At 38.7% G+C, this 18,040-nt stretch carries 9 protein-coding genes; 4 read left to right on the plus strand and 5 right to left on the minus strand.

The window, feature by feature from the left end; genetic code table 11:
- Positions 1-138 precede the first annotated feature (138 nt).
- From CRO54_RS20050 to CRO54_RS20065, 4 genes are all read left to right on the plus strand, one after another.
- The gene (locus CRO54_RS20050) at positions 139-2,931 is read left to right on the plus strand and encodes an outer membrane beta-barrel family protein (RefSeq protein ID WP_097133896.1); all 2,793 of its coding nucleotides are present in this window, start codon (positions 139-141) and stop codon (positions 2,929-2,931) included.
- A gap of 246 nt (positions 2,932-3,177) precedes the next feature.
- Entirely contained in the window at positions 3,178-3,393 is a 216-nt protein-coding gene (locus tag CRO54_RS20055) for a FeoA family protein (RefSeq protein ID WP_097133897.1), read from the plus strand.
- A gap of 1 nt (position 3,394) precedes the next feature.
- Positions 3,395-5,521 carry a ferrous iron transport protein B gene (feoB, locus tag CRO54_RS20060; RefSeq protein ID WP_097133898.1) on the plus strand — a complete coding sequence of 709 codons (2,127 nt, stop codon included), beginning with the start codon at positions 3,395-3,397 and terminating at the stop codon, positions 5,519-5,521.
- A gap of 69 nt (positions 5,522-5,590) precedes the next feature.
- Entirely contained in the window at positions 5,591-6,193 is a 603-nt protein-coding gene (locus CRO54_RS20065; protein WP_240775178.1) for a SprT-like domain-containing protein, read from the plus strand.
- Here CRO54_RS20065 and CRO54_RS20070 read toward each other — a convergent pair.
- The 5 genes from CRO54_RS20070 to CRO54_RS20090 form a co-directional block, all read right to left on the minus strand.
- Positions 6,181-6,477: a helix-turn-helix domain-containing protein gene (locus CRO54_RS20070; RefSeq protein WP_097133899.1), complete on the minus strand. Its 297-nt coding sequence runs from the start codon at positions 6,475-6,477 to the stop codon at positions 6,181-6,183. The two genes, CRO54_RS20065 and CRO54_RS20070, sit on opposite strands and share 13 nt — an antisense overlap.
- A gap of 269 nt (positions 6,478-6,746) precedes the next feature.
- Positions 6,747-8,723, minus strand: coding sequence for an alpha-ketoacid dehydrogenase subunit alpha/beta (locus CRO54_RS20075; RefSeq protein ID WP_097133900.1), 1,977 nt, complete (start codon positions 8,721-8,723; stop codon positions 6,747-6,749).
- Positions 8,724-8,792: 69 nt separating this feature from the next.
- The gene (locus tag CRO54_RS20080) at positions 8,793-9,572 is read right to left on the minus strand and encodes an SDR family NAD(P)-dependent oxidoreductase (protein WP_097133901.1); all 780 of its coding nucleotides are present in this window, start codon (positions 9,570-9,572) and stop codon (positions 8,793-8,795) included.
- Positions 9,573-9,856: 284 nt separating this feature from the next.
- A complete protein-coding gene (locus tag CRO54_RS20085; RefSeq protein ID WP_171047978.1) occupies positions 9,857-15,961 on the minus strand; it encodes a BspA family leucine-rich repeat surface protein in 6,105 nt (2,034 codons plus the stop codon).
- 611 nt (positions 15,962-16,572) lie between these two features.
- Positions 16,573-17,961 carry a LutB/LldF family L-lactate oxidation iron-sulfur protein gene (locus CRO54_RS20090; protein ID WP_097133903.1) on the minus strand — a complete coding sequence of 463 codons (1,389 nt, stop codon included), beginning with the start codon at positions 17,959-17,961 and terminating at the stop codon, positions 16,573-16,575.
- Positions 17,962-18,040: the final 79 nt, after the last annotated feature.

Raw genomic sequence — 18,040 nt, forward strand, 5'->3', positions numbered from 1 at the left:
AACTTTTAATCAATAAAGCTTTGTAACGACAAAGTTAGTTGTATTTAAAATGTTACCACGCTTTTGCTCGTATCTAACAAACCTTTATAGCTTTTTGAAGTCTGATAGTTAATTCAAAAAAATATTTTAAAACATCGAATGAACAAACATTTACAAAGAATTTTATTGTTGGCCATGTTTTGCATAGCCAATGTTGCTTTTGTGCAAGCGCAGGGAACTGTAAGCGGAAAAGTATTGAGTCAAAAAGATAAACAACCTATAGATTACGCTTCTATTGCTATTAAAAAATTAACTGCAGACTCGAGCGTAGCCGGTGCTACTTCGAGCAATGCAAGTGGCGCTTTCTCTGTTAACAATATTCCAGTAGGTAAATACAGGCTATATGTAGTTTACTTAGGTTTGAAAACTGTTAACAAAGATTTCGAATTAACTGCCGCTAAGCCTAGCATTAACTTTGGTGAACTTTTAATGGAGGATACTGGAGTAACGCTTAAAGGGGTGGAGATTAAAGGTGAAACTCCGCCAGTAGTTGTTAAAAAAGATACCTTGGAAATCAACGCAGCTACTTTGAAAGTTAAAGAAAACTCGGTAGTTGAAGATCTTTTGAAAAAAGTACCTGGTGTAGAAGTTTCTAAAGATGGTACAGTAACCACACAAGGCGAAACCATCAAAAGAGTGAGGGTAGATGGCAAAGATTTTATGGGTAACGACCCTTTGTTGGCTACCAGAAATTTGCCAGCTGATATGGTAGATAAAATCCAGATCATCGACGACATGTCTGAGCAATCAAAATTCTCGGGAGTTGATGATGGCAACCGTGAGAAGATTTTGAATATCGTAACAAAGAATGGAGTAAAAAATAAAGGCTATGTGGGAAATAGTACCTTTGGCTATGGTACTGATGAACGTCATGATGTAAATATCAATGTAAATCGTTTTGATGGTTCCCAAAGGATTTCACTTTTAGGGCAGTTTAATAACGTTAACAAGCAAAACTTTGGTGGCGGAGTTGGCGGCGGTGGCGGTGGTCGTGGTCAGATGTTTGGTGGTGCTGGTGGCGGACAACAGCAACAAGGTATCACCACCACTGGTGCTGCCGGTATTGATTTTGCAGATACTTTTGATGATGGCATGCAGTTTAACGGAAGTTATTTCTTTAACAAGACCTCGTTGTTTAATACAGGTACTACAAATTCACAAAGCTTTATTGGTAATGATGTTGCGAGCAGTTTTGATAATACTGAAAGTACTACCAAGCGCTTAAATCATCGCTTAAACTTCATGATTGATACAAAGTTGGATTCTGCAACATCAATTAGAATTCAACCGAATATTTCATACACTGATAATTCTGCAAACAGTTTAAAAGAATATGAGCAAAACACTGTAGCTGGAAAGGAAGTAGGATATCAGCGTTCTATTACAGGTTCTACGGCTCCTTCAATTAGTAATAACTTATTGCTTAGAAGAAAGTTTTTACGTAGAGGGCGTACTTTATCTTTAAATGTTAATACAAATATTAATGATAGTGATGCCAATAACTTCAATAGAAACCCATGGACTCTAACTAGGCCTACAGGTGTTACTACTGAAGATTTAGATCAGCTAAATGATAATAACGTAAATTCATTTAGTAATACAGCAAGGCTGGTTTACACAGAGCCTCTTTCTAAAACTTTGAGCTTGGAGTTGAACTATCAAAATGGTTATGCAAAAGATAATAGGAAGCGTTTTGTTTATGATTTCAATACCCTAACACAGCAATATGATGTTGTTGATTTAGATTATAGTAACGAATTTGAAAACACAACGTTAACTAATTCAGTAGGCTTTAGTTTCAACAAAAATGAGAAGAAATATAATTGGAATGTAGGTGTAGCGGGACAACTTACCAATCGTAAAAACGATAATCTTACTACTGGCAAGCTGTTGAAACAAGAGTTTGTAAACATTACTCCCTCTGCACAGTTTAGGTATAACTTTAGTAACACCAAACGTTTAAATATTCGTTACGATGGTAGAACAAATCAGCCGAGTATAGATCAAATTCAACCAGTAAGAGATAATACAAATACTAGGAGTATTCCATTGGGTAATCCAGATTTGAAGCCGTCTTTCTCTAATAATTTGAGGATTTTCTATAATAATTTTGATTTTGCGAGTTACCGTACTTTATTCTTAGGCGCATTCATTACCCAAACTTTCAACGATTTTGGAAACACACAACGAGTAATCACAGACGCAGCATCAGACGATTTTGGTAAGATTGAAAATGGTTTTATTAATGTGAAAGGGAATTACAACGCTAACCTGTTTGGTAATTTAGGGTTGCCAATTATTAAAGGCAATAAACTAAATCTTCAAATTGATGGGGGTGTGAACGTAAGTAAAGGCACTAACATTACTGCAGGTATAGAAAATGTAACAAAGAACTTTGGTGTGAGAAATGGTTATAAATTGGTTTCTAACATGGATAAACTAGATTTAATCGCTGGTGTTTCTGGAAGATGGGATCATGGAACATATACAGTTGGCCAAGAAACTAACTTCTATACGATATCACCAAATATTGATATTAGTTACATGTTTCCAGGAAATATCCGTTTGCAAACAGATGTTACTTACAACAGCCTAACAGGCAGAGGAACAGCTAACGCAGACTATACACAAGTAAACGCTTACATAAGCCGTCAGTTCTTTAAAAATAAGGGTACATTCAAATTGTCTGTAAACGACTTGTTTAATGAAAATACTGGTGTTTTACGTACGGCGACAGCTAACGAGATCGTAGATAAAAACTTCAACGTGTTGAAACGTTACTTTATGTTCTCGTTCACTTACTCATTAAGTACTATTGCAGGTATGAGCCCGCAGCAGCAACAAGGAAGAGGCCCAGGCAATTTTAGAATGGGCGGTCCAGGAAGAATGTAAGAGTTTAATCAGTAGAAATAAAAAAGGAACCGATTGGTTCCTTTTTTATGCCTAAATATTTGCCTGAACTCATATATCTCTAATTTTTATTGCTTAAAAATAAGCTTCTGGCTATCTTTTCGAATTATCCTTTTACCTTTTTGTTACACTATCTTATTTGTATTTAATATAAATAAGGCCTAACTTGCAATCGTTTTAAGGGGCATGCAAATCGTTGTTTTTAACCCTTAAATAAAAGATTTTTGTATGACACTTTCTGAATTAAATCCTGGTCAAAAAGGCACAATCGTTTCATTTACTGATCCAGAAATGGCGGTGAAATTAATGGAGATGGGTTGTCTTCCTGGCGAAGTGGTAGAAGTAGAAAGATGTGCGCCGCTTGGAGATCCAATCGCTATTCGTGTAGCTGGATATCAACTTTGTTTACGTAAAACCGAAGCGGCGGTAATTATAATTCAATAGTATTTTGGCTGATTTAAAAGTAGCATTAGTTGGGAATCCGAATACCGGAAAATCTACCCTGTTTAACCTCCTAACCGGATTAAATCAAAAAATCGGGAACTTTCCAGGGATTACCGTAGATAAGAAAACAGGTTATAGCAAATTGCCAACAGGTAAAACTGCCGAAATTATCGACCTTCCGGGAACTTACAGTCTTTACCCAAAAAGTAAAGATGAAAGTATTGTTTTTCAGGTTTTGGCCGATGAAAGCAATGCCAGTCATCCAGATATGATTGTGTTGGTAGCAGATTCTACCAATTTACGTCGTAATTTATTGTTGTTCTCACAAGTTGCCGATTTAGGTATTCCGATGCTATTGGTGCTTAACATGGCCGATATGGCTAAGAAAGAAGGCATCAATATCGATACAAATAAATTAGCAGAACGTTTAGGTGTACAAGTGGTAAATATCTCTGCTAGAAAAGGCGAGGGATTAAGCGAATTGAAACAAGCCATTGCCCAGACTACCACTATTGCGACCCAAACTACCAGTATTTCTGCTAAAGATTTAGCTCCAACGGCTGTTGATGCCGTTAAACAAAAAATAGGTACAGATAATGATTACTATGCTTTGCAAGTTTTGCACCAGCATGAGCATTTGGCATTCTTTTCCGAAAAAGAGCAAGAAGAAATTGAAGCCATAGAAATAGGAAATGGATTTGATACCGTAAAGCTGCAAGGTGAGGAAACTGTTGCTAGATATAAGCATTTGAGCAAGGTTTTAACCGATGTAGTTACAGATACGGGAGCTGAAAAGAAATTTACATTAACAGATAAATTAGATTCGATACTAACCCACAAAGTCTGGGGTTTTATCATCTTTATCTTCATTTTATTTTTCATTTTCAATGCAATTTTCTCTTGGTCTTCTATGCCAATGGATTTGATTGAAGGTTCGTTTGCAACATTAACCGAATGGGGACATGAATATTTGCCAGCTGGCGTACTTACCGATTTATTGTTAGACGGTGTGGTTGCTGGTTTGGGAGGAATTGTGATTTTTATTCCGCAGATTGCTATTCTATTTGCACTGATTTCCATTTTGGAAGATACGGGCTACATGGCACGTGTTACTTTCATGATGGATAAAATCATGCGTAAGTTTGGCTTAAGTGGTAAATCTGTAGTGCCAATGATTGGCGGTATTGCTTGTGCGGTGCCTTCTATCATGAGTGCCAGAAATATTGAAAGCTGGAAAGATCGTATCATCACTATTATGGTAACGCCTTTGGTAAGTTGTTCGGCAAGGCTTCCTGTGTACACTTTGTTAATTTCTTTGGTTGTACCAGATGAAAAAGTTTTGGGCTTCTTCAGTCTTCAAGGTTTAACTTTGATGGCGATGTATTTGATCAGTATTATTGCCGCTGTGTTGGTAGCCTTGGTTTTCAAGTTCATCATTAAAGCAAAAGAGCGTTCATATTTTATCATGGAACTGCCTGTGTATCGTATGCCGCGTTGGAAAAACGTATTATACACGATGTACGAGAAATCTAAGACCTTCGTTATTGAAGCTGGTAAGGTGATTATCGCCATTTCCATCATTTTATGGGTAATGTCTACTTATGGCCCAAGCTCTCGTTTCGAAGCCATTGATAAGAAATATGACACAATAGAAGCTACCTCTACTGATACAGTTCAGCTGGCTTCTTTGGAGCGAGACAGGTCGGCAGAGAAGTTAGAAAACTCTTATGCTGGTATTATCGGAAAAACAATAGAGCCGGTTATTAAGCCGTTGGGTTACGACTGGAAAATAGGTATTGCATTAATCACTTCGTTTGCGGCTCGTGAAGCTTTTGTTGGTACCATGGCAACTATTTACAGTGTAGAAGGTGTAGATGATGAAAATGGAGAATTGCGATTGAGAGATAAGATTGCTGCTGCCAAAGACCCAGAAACGGGGTTGCCTATATTTACTTTTGCAGCTGCATTCTCCTTAATGCTATTTTACGCTTTTGCGATGCAGTGTATGAGTACGGTCGCTATTGTTTACAGGGAAACCAAATCATGGAAATGGCCGGTAATACAATTGGTATACATGACCGTAATGGCCTATGTTGCTGCGTTAATTGCTTATCAGTTTTTAAAGTAAATTGCTATATTGCTTTATTATTGTTGAATTGCTTAAAGGATATTCAATCATTTAAAACTTATTCATTCATTGGACAAGAAAGAAGTACTGGCACAATATATGCCTCCATTGGCAGCTCCTATTATTGCTAAATGGATAGATTACTTTCAGTGTGAGTTTAAGATTTCGAAAAATAGGAGCACTAAACTTGGAGATTATCGACATCCATTTAAGGAAAAAGGACACAAAATTTCGGTTAATAACGACTTAAATCCTTATGCCTTTTTAGTGACTACTGTGCATGAATTTGCACATCTGCTAACTTGGAATGACCATAAAAATAAGGTGAAACCTCATGGTGCTGAATGGAAAATTAATTTCAAGCGGATGATGAAGCCTTTCTTCGATTTAGAAGTTTTCCCTCCGGATGTAAATCAAAGCATTACTGCTTATTTAAATAACCCTGCGGCCTCTAGCTGTACAGATTTACATTTGGCCAGAGCATTAAAGAAATACGATCAGCAGGAAGAAACCGTACACGTAGAGCAATTACCGTTAAATGCTATATTCACTTTAAAAGATGGAAGGAAATTTCAAAAAGGGGAGAGGATTAGAAAGCGTTATCGTTGTGCTTGCTTAGATAACGGGAAAATTTACCTATTTAATCCACTGGCCGAAGTTCATGCCGAGTGAGCTTCCTGTTTTTCAAATAGTGCTTCTTTCTCTTTTTGAGCTTTGATTAACCTAAGGGTAGTGGCATTATTTACGTATTGGTCGTACTCCATACACAGAATAAGATAGTGTAACTCAAAGCCGTAGAAAACCGCAATCAGTTTAGCCGTATCAAGTCGTAACATAGTTTTGTCTTTTTCTAACTTGGCGTAACTGGTTCGTTCCAAATTTAAAAAAGTAGCAATGTTTTCCTGTGTAACTCCCTTTAATTTTCGAAGCTTCCTTAAGATTTTACCAACATTCATAAAAGCGTTTTTGTAGTAAATCAACTAAAGATACAACTTCATTAATAGAGAAAATGGGAAAAAAAGTCACATTTTCTCGTTAAACACTGTAAATGAATAATTTTGCCCTAACAATTAAGGTCCGTCATTTAAATAAACGCTCGTAGGCGCTCTCACGCTTAAATTTTAAAGCCCCATCATTTGATTAGCGCTCTCTGTATTCAAATGTTGCGGGCTTGGCGGGCCTACATTCTCCCAAAAAGAATATTATTTGATTCAAAAAAATACGCTTAATAAGCTAACAACTTGTTGATGCTTTCTTCCAATCTGGCCTTTGCTAAAAAATCATCTTCTAAAGCCTTATTCATTGGAATGGCCGTGTCTAAACTAGCACATCGCATTACTGGAGCATCTAAAAATTCAAAGCAATTTTCGTTGATCCAAGCAGAAATTTCAGAACCAAAACCTCCTGTCAACGTATCCTCATGTAATAACAAAACCCTTCCAGTAGCTTTTACTGCAGCTTTCACCGTTGCTTTATCCCAAGGCTGTAAGCTCACCAAATCTACTAAGGTAGCAGAAATTTCTGGATGTATTTTTAGATAGTTTAGTGCCCAGTGTACGCCTAAACCATAGGTGATGATTGTAATTTGCTCACCGTGCTGTAGGGTATTTGCTTTGCCAATTTCGATCGTATAGAAACCTTCAGGCACCAAGCCAGATAAGCTGCGATACAGGTATTTGTGTTCAAAATAAATTATAGGGTTAGGGTCTTCAATTGCAGCTAACAACAAACCTTTAGCATCATAAGAAAAAGCGGGATAAACTATTTTTAGCCCCGGAGTTTTAGTAAACCAGGCCTCGTTACTTTGAGAGTGAAAAGGTCCTGCACCAGTTCCTGCTCCCGTTGGCATTCGTACTACCACATCTGCTTTTTCGCCCCAACGATAATGTGTTTTGGCTAAATTATTCACAATTTGATTAAAGCCTACACTTACAAAATCCGCAAACTGCATTTCGACTACAGATTTGTAGCCGTTAATAGAAAGACCTAAACCAGCGCCAACAATAGCCGATTCGCAAATAGGTGTATTACGAATTCTATCCTTACCAAACTCCGCAACAAAACCCTCGGTTATTTTAAAGGCACCACCATATTCGGCAATATCTTGTCCCATCAGTACCAAGTTCTGATGACGTTGCATGGCTAGCCTCAAGCCATCTGTAATCGCATCTAAATATCTTTTTTCGCTAGCAGCAGCAGTTGGAGCAATTGGAGCAACATCATAAGGATAATACATATCATTCAGTTCTTGCTCGGCATTTGCTTGGGGTTCTGGTTCTAAAAAAGCTGCTTCAATTTCACTGTCAATCTGTTTTTTGAAACTAATCCTGATTTCGGAAATGAGCTGCTCGGTTAAGACAGCTTCATCTAAAAGATAATCTTCAAAGTTTTTTACTGGATCTTTTTGCGACCACTCGTCAAATAACTGTTGAGGAACATATTTGGTGCCCGAAGCTTCCTCGTGGCCACGCATCCGAAAGGTCAAACATTCTACTAATATTGGTCTAGGATTTTTGCGAATATCTCCTATAAGCTCGTTTAGTTTATCGTAAACATCTAAGATGTTGTTGCCATCTAATTGAACACCTTCTATGCCATAACCAATAGCTCTATCGACTAAATGCTTACATTTAAATTGCTCATTGATGGGAGTAGAAAGGCCGTAGCCATTGTTTTCAATTAAGAAAATCACTGGCAAATTCCAAACTGAGGCAACGTTAATTGCTTCGTGAAAATCGCCTTCACTGGTAGCGCCTTCTCCAGTAAAAACTAAGGTTGCTTTTGGTTTTTCGGCAATGATATCCGCTAATGCAATTCCATCGGCCAATGCCATTTGAGGACCTAAATGGGAAATCATTCCGATGATTTTATATTCTTGCGTACCAAAATGAAAAGACCTATCCCGGCCCTTGGTGAAGCCTGTTAACTTGCCTTGCCATTGTGCCATTAGCTTTTTAAGTGGAATGTCTCGTGTAGTAAAAACACCGAGGTTTCGATGCATTGGTAAGATGTATTCATCGCTTTGCATTGCTAATGTACTACCAACAGCAATAGCTTCTTGGCCAATTCCCGAAAACCATTTGCCAATTCGACCCTGTCGTAGTAAAATCAGCATTTTTTCTTCTACCAAACGTGGGAAAAGTAAACGCTTATAGATATCCAATAACTCTGAATCGCTTTTTTGCTTACGGTCGAACTGCATGGGCTTAATATTGGTTTACAGTAAAGATAGTAATTAAGTAATCAGTCGTTGGGAATCAGTGGTCAGTTTTTATTTTGCACCTTTAGACCTATTTAGGCTTAACCCTCCATCTATAATTTGAGTGCTTCCTGTAATATACTTAGCTTGCGGTGAACATAGAAAAACGGCCATGTTTGCTACATCTTTAGGTAGGCCAGCATATTGTAGGGGAATTCGTTTTTCTTGTTCAATGCGATAATCAGAATTGTTCATTGCTTTTTCATTCATTGGCGTTAAAATCATGCCTGGCGCAATACAGTTAACGGTGATGCCTTTCTCAGCTAGTTCTAAAGAAAGCGCTTTACTAAAACCCTTAACTCCAAATTTAGAAGCGCAATAATCCGTTTTGCCTGCACTTACCACATCTTGATGTATGGAGGTGATATTGATGATACGACCATCCATCATATGTTCTTCTTGGTTGATGAAATATTTGGAGCACAGAAACACACCAAAGAGATTAGTTTCTACAGTGTTTTTAAACTTAGCAAAAGAGAGTTCAATAAGTGGCTTGTCATAACTCCTAATGCCAGCACTATTGATGAGAAAGTCTATTTTCCCAAATATATTTCTTGCCTGCCTAAATAGATTGATAACTGAAGTTTCATCTCGAACATCACAATTGACCATTAAATTTTGAAGCCCATTTTTGTTCAGCTGGTCTAAAACTTTTTCAGCTAATTCATACTTTTTAAAGTAGGCGATGATAATGTTGCAGCCAAGATGGGCCAATTCCGTAGCTATGCTAGCTCCAATCCCAGATTCTCCGCCAGTAATAAGCGCAACTTTTCCTTTAAAATCGAAAGTCATTATTTGATGATATCAGTTATAGTTACAAAATAATAATTGTGGTTGGAATTAGCTAGTATGAACTTTTGTTTTTTGAAAAATGCATTACAATCCACGGTTGGATAAATCGGGATTGCAAATCTCAACGAACAGAATCTACCATAATTTTGAAAGATTTTGTAGTTCTGCTTTAACTGCTTTCAAATTCAGGTAGTTAATGCTAATGTATAAAAAAAACGCCGAGTTAGCTGGATACCAGCATAAACTCGGCGTTTTGTAATGGAAGAGTTTGTCTTCTTAATTAACTATTTTGCAATAAGTTTAATTGTTTGTGCTAACCCTTTTCCATTTACCCTTAAGATATATTGTCCTGGGTTTAAAGCTTTAATTAAATTTAGTCTGTAATCACTTTGTGCAGCATTTATTTTCAAATCTTCCTGATGCACCACCTGTCCTAAGATATTGGTGATTACTACTTTGGTATTGATGTCCCCATATCCAGAAAACACTAAGTTGATTGTTTCAGAAACTGGATTAGGATACAATGTTACTGTTAGTTGCTTATCTAAGCTGAAACGAAGTTCTCTAGTTTCCAATAAGGTAGCTTTACCATCTAAATCTACCTGCTTTAAGCGATAGTAATTTACGCCATTTATTGGCGTCAAATCGTATGTGCTATATCTGCTGGTTTGGTTGGTAGTACCTTTTCCATTAACCTTAGCAATACTAATGAAATTAACCCCATCTGTGGTTCTTTCTATTTCAAAGTAGTTATTGTTTAGTTCAGCATTGGTAGACCACTGTAGCAGGGCTTTGTTAGTTTGTGCTGTAGCCGTAAAGCTCACCAAATTAACCGACAACACCGATTCTGCTTCTAGTGTTTTGGTAGCAATGTTGCTATAAATATCGCCGTCGAAAGCTTCAAAGCTAACTGTTTTTGTAGTTGTACCGCTTGCTGCCCTAAAAGTTACCGAACGTAATGCCGCTTGCCACTCTGCCAAGGTTGCAGTAACACCTACCGAGCTGAGTGTTAATACACCTGTAGTACTGTTGTAAGCTGAGGTAATATTGCCATAAGCGGCACCATCAGTAAATGTCAAGACATCTCCGGCAACAAAATTGTTGGTAATACTCACTTTGGCGCTGGCTAGTGAGATATTGTCTGCATCTGTAACTGTTACTGTGTTGTCTATGATTACATCAACAGTTGCATTATAAGTTGTGCTTCCTGCGCTAGTTGTTACTATAGGACTAGCCACGTTATCACAATTAGCTCCGCTACTGCCTGCATCTGTAATTGTCCAACCCTTGCCGCCACTGCCCGTAGCAGTAGTTAAAGTAGTGCGAGCTACATCTGCGTTGGTACCATATTTGATGCCTGTAGCACCAAGTGTACGTCCTGTTACCGATAGGCTGCTCCATCCAATTAATGTTTTGGAGTAGTTGGTGCAAGACATGCCTGAGTTATTTAACATATTTGTTAAGTTAACAGTTGCTGCTAATTGCAAGTTTCCAAGGTTTTGGTTAAATGCTGTAGCCCCGTTCAACATGTTAGCCATATTGGTTGCGGCGACAGTATTCCAGTTCCCTATATTCTGGTTAAATGCTGTAGCGCCGGCAAACATACTGGATATGTTAGTTGCGCTAGCGGTATTCCAGTTTCCAATGTTCTGGTTAAAGGCTATAGCCCCATTAAACATATTTCCCATATCGGTTACGCTGGCCGTATTCCAGTTACCAATGTTCTGGTTAAATACAACAGCGGTTTGAAACATGTTAGCCATATTGGTTGCACTAGAGGTATTCCAGTTTCCAATGTTTTGATTGAATGCTCTGGCGTTACGAAACATTAGGTTCATTAAAACTACTTTCGATACATCCCAGGTATTAAGGTTTTGATTAAATGCAATTGCTCCGTAAAACATGCCGGTCATGTTGGTCACATTAGCGGTATTCCAATTTCCGATATTCTGGTTAAAGACTGTAGCCCCATTGAACATATTGGCCATAGTGGTTGCGCTAGTAGTAATCCAGTTACCAATGTCCTGGTTAAATGCAGTAGCCCCGGCAAACATGCTGGATATATTGGTAGCACTAGCCGTATTCCAATTACCAATATTTTCATTAAATGCAGTAGCTCCATTGAACATATTTCCCATATCGGTTACATTAGCAGTATTCCAGTTTCCTATGTTCTGATTAAAGGCAACAGCATTCTGAAACATGTTAGCCATATTAGTTACGCTGATAGTATTCCAGTTCCCAATGTTTTGGTTAAATGCGGAAGCATTACGAAACATTAGGTTCATCAAACTAACATTGGAAACATTCCAGTTATTGAGACTTTGGTTGAATACCGTTGCTCCGTAAAACATACCGGACATATCGCTTACATTAGCGGTATTCCAAGAATTAATATTACTTGGGCTGTTTAAACTGGTACAATTTTGGAACATATTGGCCATTGATGCCACTTTTGCTAAGTTAGGAACATCGGTAGCAGTTATATTCAAGTTGTTAGCCCCTAGAAATGCACGAGACAGGTTTGTCCAGCTACCGCCTCCCCATGCTTTTACATCTGTGATAAGCGTTCTATCAGCTCCATTGTCTATGGTAAACGCTTTGAGATTACCCGGCTCAATGCTTAGCTCTATCACCCAATCTGCTGGTAAGTTTGGGATAGTAACAAGCGCATTGTTTACATCTGGAATTGTGCCGCTACCACTAATAGCTGCAGGTACGGTATTCCAGGTATAGTTTGCGCCTCCTCCTGTTACCGTAGCTTTAAATCTAATTTTGTTAGTTCCTGTGGTGCCTTTGCCCAAATCCCAAGTGGTTACAAAAGCTGGAATTGTGATTGTTTTATTAGCAACCACACTGTAAGCATTGCCATCATATACCTCGAAGTTAATAGTATTTATATTTGCAGGGCTCGTGGTACTAAAAACAATTGAGCGTAATGCGGCTTCCCATTGTGCTAAGGTAGCAGTGGCACCGGTAGAAGTAAGTGCTAAGACGCCAGTAGCATTGTTGTAAGTTGAGCTAATGTTGCCATAAGTAGAGCTAGGGGTGAATGCCAAAGTATTTTCCGTCGTAGGGTTGTTGGAAATTTTTACTGTAGCACTTGCTAGAGTAGTATTATCAGCGTCTGTGATCACCAAGGCATTGTCTACCACAATACCGGCAGTATTGTTATAGGTAGTGTTGCCAGCACTAGTAGTTATTACAGGAATTGCGTTGTCGCAATTAGAGCCGCTGGTACCTGCATCGCTGATTGTCCAGCCTTTACCACCACTACCAATAGGCGTTGTTAAAGTGGTATGCGAAGTAGTCGCATTCGTACCATATCTTAGTCCTACAGCACCTAAGTTACGTCCAGTTACTGATAGATTACTCCATGCAATGAGCGTTTTAGAGTAGTTACTACATGATATGCCTGCGTTGTTTAGCGTATTAATTAAATTTACATTTGGATTTAATGCCCAGTTACCTAGATCCATATTGAATTGGGTAGCTCCATTAAACATATATCCCATTTCTGTTACCGAAGCGATATTCCAGTTTTTAATATTTTGGTTGAATGCTAGGGCACTACGGAACATAGAACTCGTATTCGTTACATTGCCGATATTCCAATTTGAAATGTTTTGGTTAAAGGCTGCGGCATTATAGAACGTACCATTCATAGTGGTTACATTGGACGTATTCCAAGCACCGATGTTGGCTGGTCCGTTTAGATTGGTACAATCTCTAAACATATTATCCATTGATGTTACTCCAGTTAAATTAGGAACATCTGTGGCGGTAATAGTTAAGTTACTAGCTCCGTAAAATGCATCTTGCATGCTTATCCAGTTTCCAGTTCCCCATGCTTTTACATCGATAAGACGTCGTCTGTCGCTACCATTAGCTATTGCAAAAGTTTTGAAGTTGTTAGGCTCAATGCTCAGTTCGATGATAGCGCCTGCAGGCAAGCCGCTAATAATGCTAGCAGCAGCGGTTCCATCCGGAATGGTACCACTGCCGCTAGCGCCAGCAGGTATCGTGGTCCAAGTATAGTTTGCACCTCCTCCTGTTACTGTCGAATTAAATCGAATTTGAGTAGGGCTATTACCTGCTTTACTTAAGTCCCAAGTGGTAATAAAGTATGAATGTATATCTATAATCTTTGAGGCAGCAGGGCCATAGATGTCACCGTCAGAAGCAGTAAAGCTAATGGTTCTGTTGTTGTTGGTATTGCTTGTGCTTTTTTGAAAAGTCACGGAGCGTAAAGCTGCTTGCCATTCGGCTAGGGTTGCTGTAGCATTTACAGAGTTAAGTGTTAATACGCCAGTAGTAGTATTGTAATTGGCAGTAATATTGCCATACGCAGCATCAGCAGTAAATGCCAAAACATCTCCTGTTGTGTGGTTATTGGCTATGCTTATCTTGGCGCTAGCCAAAGTAGCATGGTCTGCATCTGTGAGTGTGAGTGTATTATCTATCACTACTGCATTGGATATGTAAGCGGTGTGATCCGTACCGGTAGTTACGATAGGGGAGCTATTAGGGCAGTTGAAACTGCTGACAACGTCGTCTGTAATGGTCCATCCTTTACCGCCATCAATAACAGGTGTAGTTAATATGTTACGAGCTGCTGTTGCGTTAAGACCATATTTTAAGCCTGCAGCACCAAGAGCTCTCCCTGTTGCCGAACCTTGGCTCCAGCCAACTAATGTACTCGAATAATTGACGCAGTCTAAGCCAGAATTGACTAATGTGCCAGATAGATTTACGCCGGCATTTAGGTTCCAAGAGCCTAAATTTTGGTTAAAAGAGCTAGCGTTAGTAAATGTATTGTCCAAACTAGTCACGTTGGATACATTCCATGAGCTAATGTTATGATTGAAAAGTGTAGCGCCTCTAAATGCATATCCAAGATTGGTTAAGTTTGAGGTATTCCAAGCACTTAGATCACTGTCTTCCCCAGTAAAACTAGTACAGTCTGTAAAAGCATACAGAAAACTAGGGTTTCCTGTTAAAACAGGGGCATCTTTAGCTGTCAGATTAAAGTTTGGAGCCTGATAGGCTACTCCACTTAAGTTTGTCCACGGTGCAGACCCCCATGCCTTAATGTCTATAAATCTTGCTTTGTCTCGCTGACCTGCATTGACGCCATCTCTTATAGAAAAGCCTCGTATGCTTCCACCGTCAAAACTTAATTGGATGATGGCATCTTTAGGAAAGGAGTTGGTAATTGTTTTGGTTGCTAAGCTACTGCTGACTGTAATGTTTCCGCTTCCACTAAAAGAACTCGCAGGTATGGTAGTCCAGGTAAAACCTACTGTACTCGAGCCCGCGAGTCTAAAACTAATCTCGTTTGCCGGACTACCAGGTTTGCTCATGTCCCAAACGGTGATAAAGTCTAAAGTTGATTTAACAGATTTAGTGGCCGTGGCGGTGCCATTAATTTTAAAAGTAAGAGTTCTTACTGCACCATTGGTTGCCGCAATAAATTTAACTGAGCGCAGTGCAGCTTGCCATTGTGCTACAGTAGCGGTATTACCTGCAGAGCTCAATGTTAATTCACCTGAGGTGCTATTATAATTAGAGGTAATATTTCCGTAAGCGGCATCAGCAATGAAGGCTAATACATCTGCAGCATTACGATTGGCGGTAATGCTTACCGTTGCGGTAGTTACGCCTGTACTGTTTGCGTTTGTGATGGAGACCATGTCATCTGCCACAACACCCCCAGCCATATAAGGGGTACTGCCTCTAGAAGTTAGTAAAGCTGGAATGTCAATTGTTTTTGTGACTGTAGCACTGCTGAGGGTGCCATCGGAAATTACAAAACTAACGTCTCTGGTATTACCGTTGCTTGTTGCGCTGAGTCTTATGTTGCGCAGTAAGGCTTGCCAGTTGGCCATGGTGGCGGTGGCGCCAGCAGAAGTAAGCGTTAATACGCCTGTCGTAGGGTCATAAGCAGAGGTTATATTGCCATACGAAACTGCAAATGGAGAGAATAAAAGTACATCTCCAGGAGAGAAGCCATTGGTAATACTTATGGTAGCAGAAGCTAAAGTCGTATTATCTGCATCTGTTGACGTAAGCCCCCCATCTATTGCAACGCTTCCAAGCGTATAGGTGGTGTTGCCAGCCGAGAGGGTTAACACTGGAGCCGTGTTGCGATAGGCTGTAGTGCCAGAACTTCTATTGGTAAGAAACCAGCCTTTATCCGTACTGCTATTTGTGTTGTGTAGTACATCAGGCCAGCCATCGTTTACTGAACCTCTAGTTGTATTAGAGCTAGTCTTTTTGTCTAGGCTACTGGTCTTTTTAGTATGCAAAGAAGATGTAGGGTTTGCCGCTAAGCTTATTTTTATAATACATGAAAATAGTAGCGGAATAAGTAGAAGTTTAATTTTCATAATGTTTTTCATTTGATTATAAGATGCAAATATACTTCTGTGATTGTTAATAATTGTCTTGTTATGAGTATGTTGCGTAAAAAAGAAAGAGCTTTTAGTTGTGAATATGTTTGCGGCGTACTATTGCTTAAACTTCTTTTTAACTATGGATCTGATAAAGGAAAATCATTTATTTAATGGGAGAAAAGCCATAGCTAATCATGTTAAAAAGTCATTTTACGCCACAATATTCCCCATGGAAGAGAGCCATAAGTTCTTAATAAAATGACTAGATTTTTATAGTTGTTTTACTGAATTATTTTTAGAGCTTATTGGAATAATACATCTTTTTGTAGAGGCATTAATTTGATGAAAAATATTGCTTTTGGATGTAAATATTTACGGCAAAATGGAGTGAAGGAAAAATTCTCTAATTTTTTAAAAAAAATACCGAGTTAGAAGGGGTTGTAAGAAACCTCGAGGTCTTGTTATTGTAGAACCACTTTTATTTTTGATAAACCATTTTGAAGTAAGCTCTAATCGTTTACATTAGTCTTTGTCATTTATTAAAATGATGTGATATAAGTTGATATCTTAACGAGTAACGAAACCAGTTAGGTCAAGCCCTTAGTCTAATCTATCTCTTTTTTCTTTTGGTGTTCTTCCCAGCGTTTAGCGAAAGATTTAGGTGCTACTTCGGGCATTTCGCGGTATTTGCCCCAGCCTTTTTTAAAGAAGGTTTTTAGAAAGAAGTTTTTCATTTTTCCGCCAAAAAAATCCATCATTGAGCGTTTTTTCATTCCTTTTTTCCAAAGATTCCAACCAATGTTTTCAGTAGCTGTATTTTCGTTTGCAGTAGCCGCATCTCTACGGTTTAACAGCAGCATTTTGTGGATGTCAATTTTTACAGGACATACTTCAGAACATTTTCCGCAAAGGCTAGAAGCATAGCTCAAATGTTTGAAATCTTTCATCCCTTTAAAATGAGGAGTAATGATAGAACCAATTGGACCGCTGTAAGTCGTGCTGTAGGTATGTCCGCCGATGTTTTTGTAAACAGGACAAGCATTTAAACAAGCTCCACAACGAATACAATATAGTGCTTGGCGTTGGTCTTTCTGAGCCAATAAGTTCGTACGTCCGTTATCAAGTAAGATCACGTACATTTCTTCTGGTCCATCTGTTTCGTGTGCTTGGCGTGGACCGCTCAAAATAGTATTGTAAACTGTTAGATTTTGTCCCGTTCCGTGACTAGAAAGCAAAGGCCAAAATAAATCTAAATCGGTAATAGAAGGAATTAACTTTTCTATGCCAACAATAGCAATATGGATTTTCGGGAAAGTAGTGGTTAACCTAGCGTTGCCTTCGTTTTCGGTAAGTGCAATGCTTCCGCTATCGGCAATCAAGAAATTTCCGCCGGTGATTCCGATATCTGCTTTTAAATATTTATCACGAAGCAATTCTCTAGCTTTTTGAGTCAACTGCTCAGGAGTAGCATCTATCGGTGTACCGAACTTCTCATTAAAAAGCTTGGCGATATCTTCTTTGCTTAGGTGCATGGCAGGTGTAACAATATGGTAGGGAGCTTGCCCTAACAACTGCACAATGTACTCGCCCAAATCACTTTCTAAAGATTCGATGCCGTTTTTTTCTAGAAACTCATTTAAATGAATCTCTTCGGTAGTCATTGATTTAGATTTGATGACGCTTTTGCCTTCTGCTCGTTGAATAATTTGCAGAATTTCCTTCTGAGCTTCGGCAGCATCATTTGCCCAAATTACCTTACCACCACGTTTTTGGAAATTAGATTCGAACTCTGGTAAGAGCTTGTCTAAGTTTTCCATCACACGCCACTTAACCACGTGTGCTTTGCGTTTAGAAGCCTCCAAGTTTTCAAATTTCGACAAGCCACGCTCAACCGCTACATTATACTTACCAATATTGTGGTTAATAATATTACGATGTGGCATATCGAAAGCCTTTTCATCGGCTTTTACTAAGAAATCTTCGGCAACGGTCATATATCGTCCAAATATAGGTAAATAGGCTAGGGCTTTAAAATTTAACGGCCAGATGTTGATATAATTGCCATACTATTTA

Origin of the sequence: Pedobacter xixiisoli, from assembly GCF_900215335.1 — a bacterium.
Lineage (GTDB): Bacteria > Bacteroidota > Bacteroidia > Sphingobacteriales > Sphingobacteriaceae > Pedobacter > Pedobacter xixiisoli.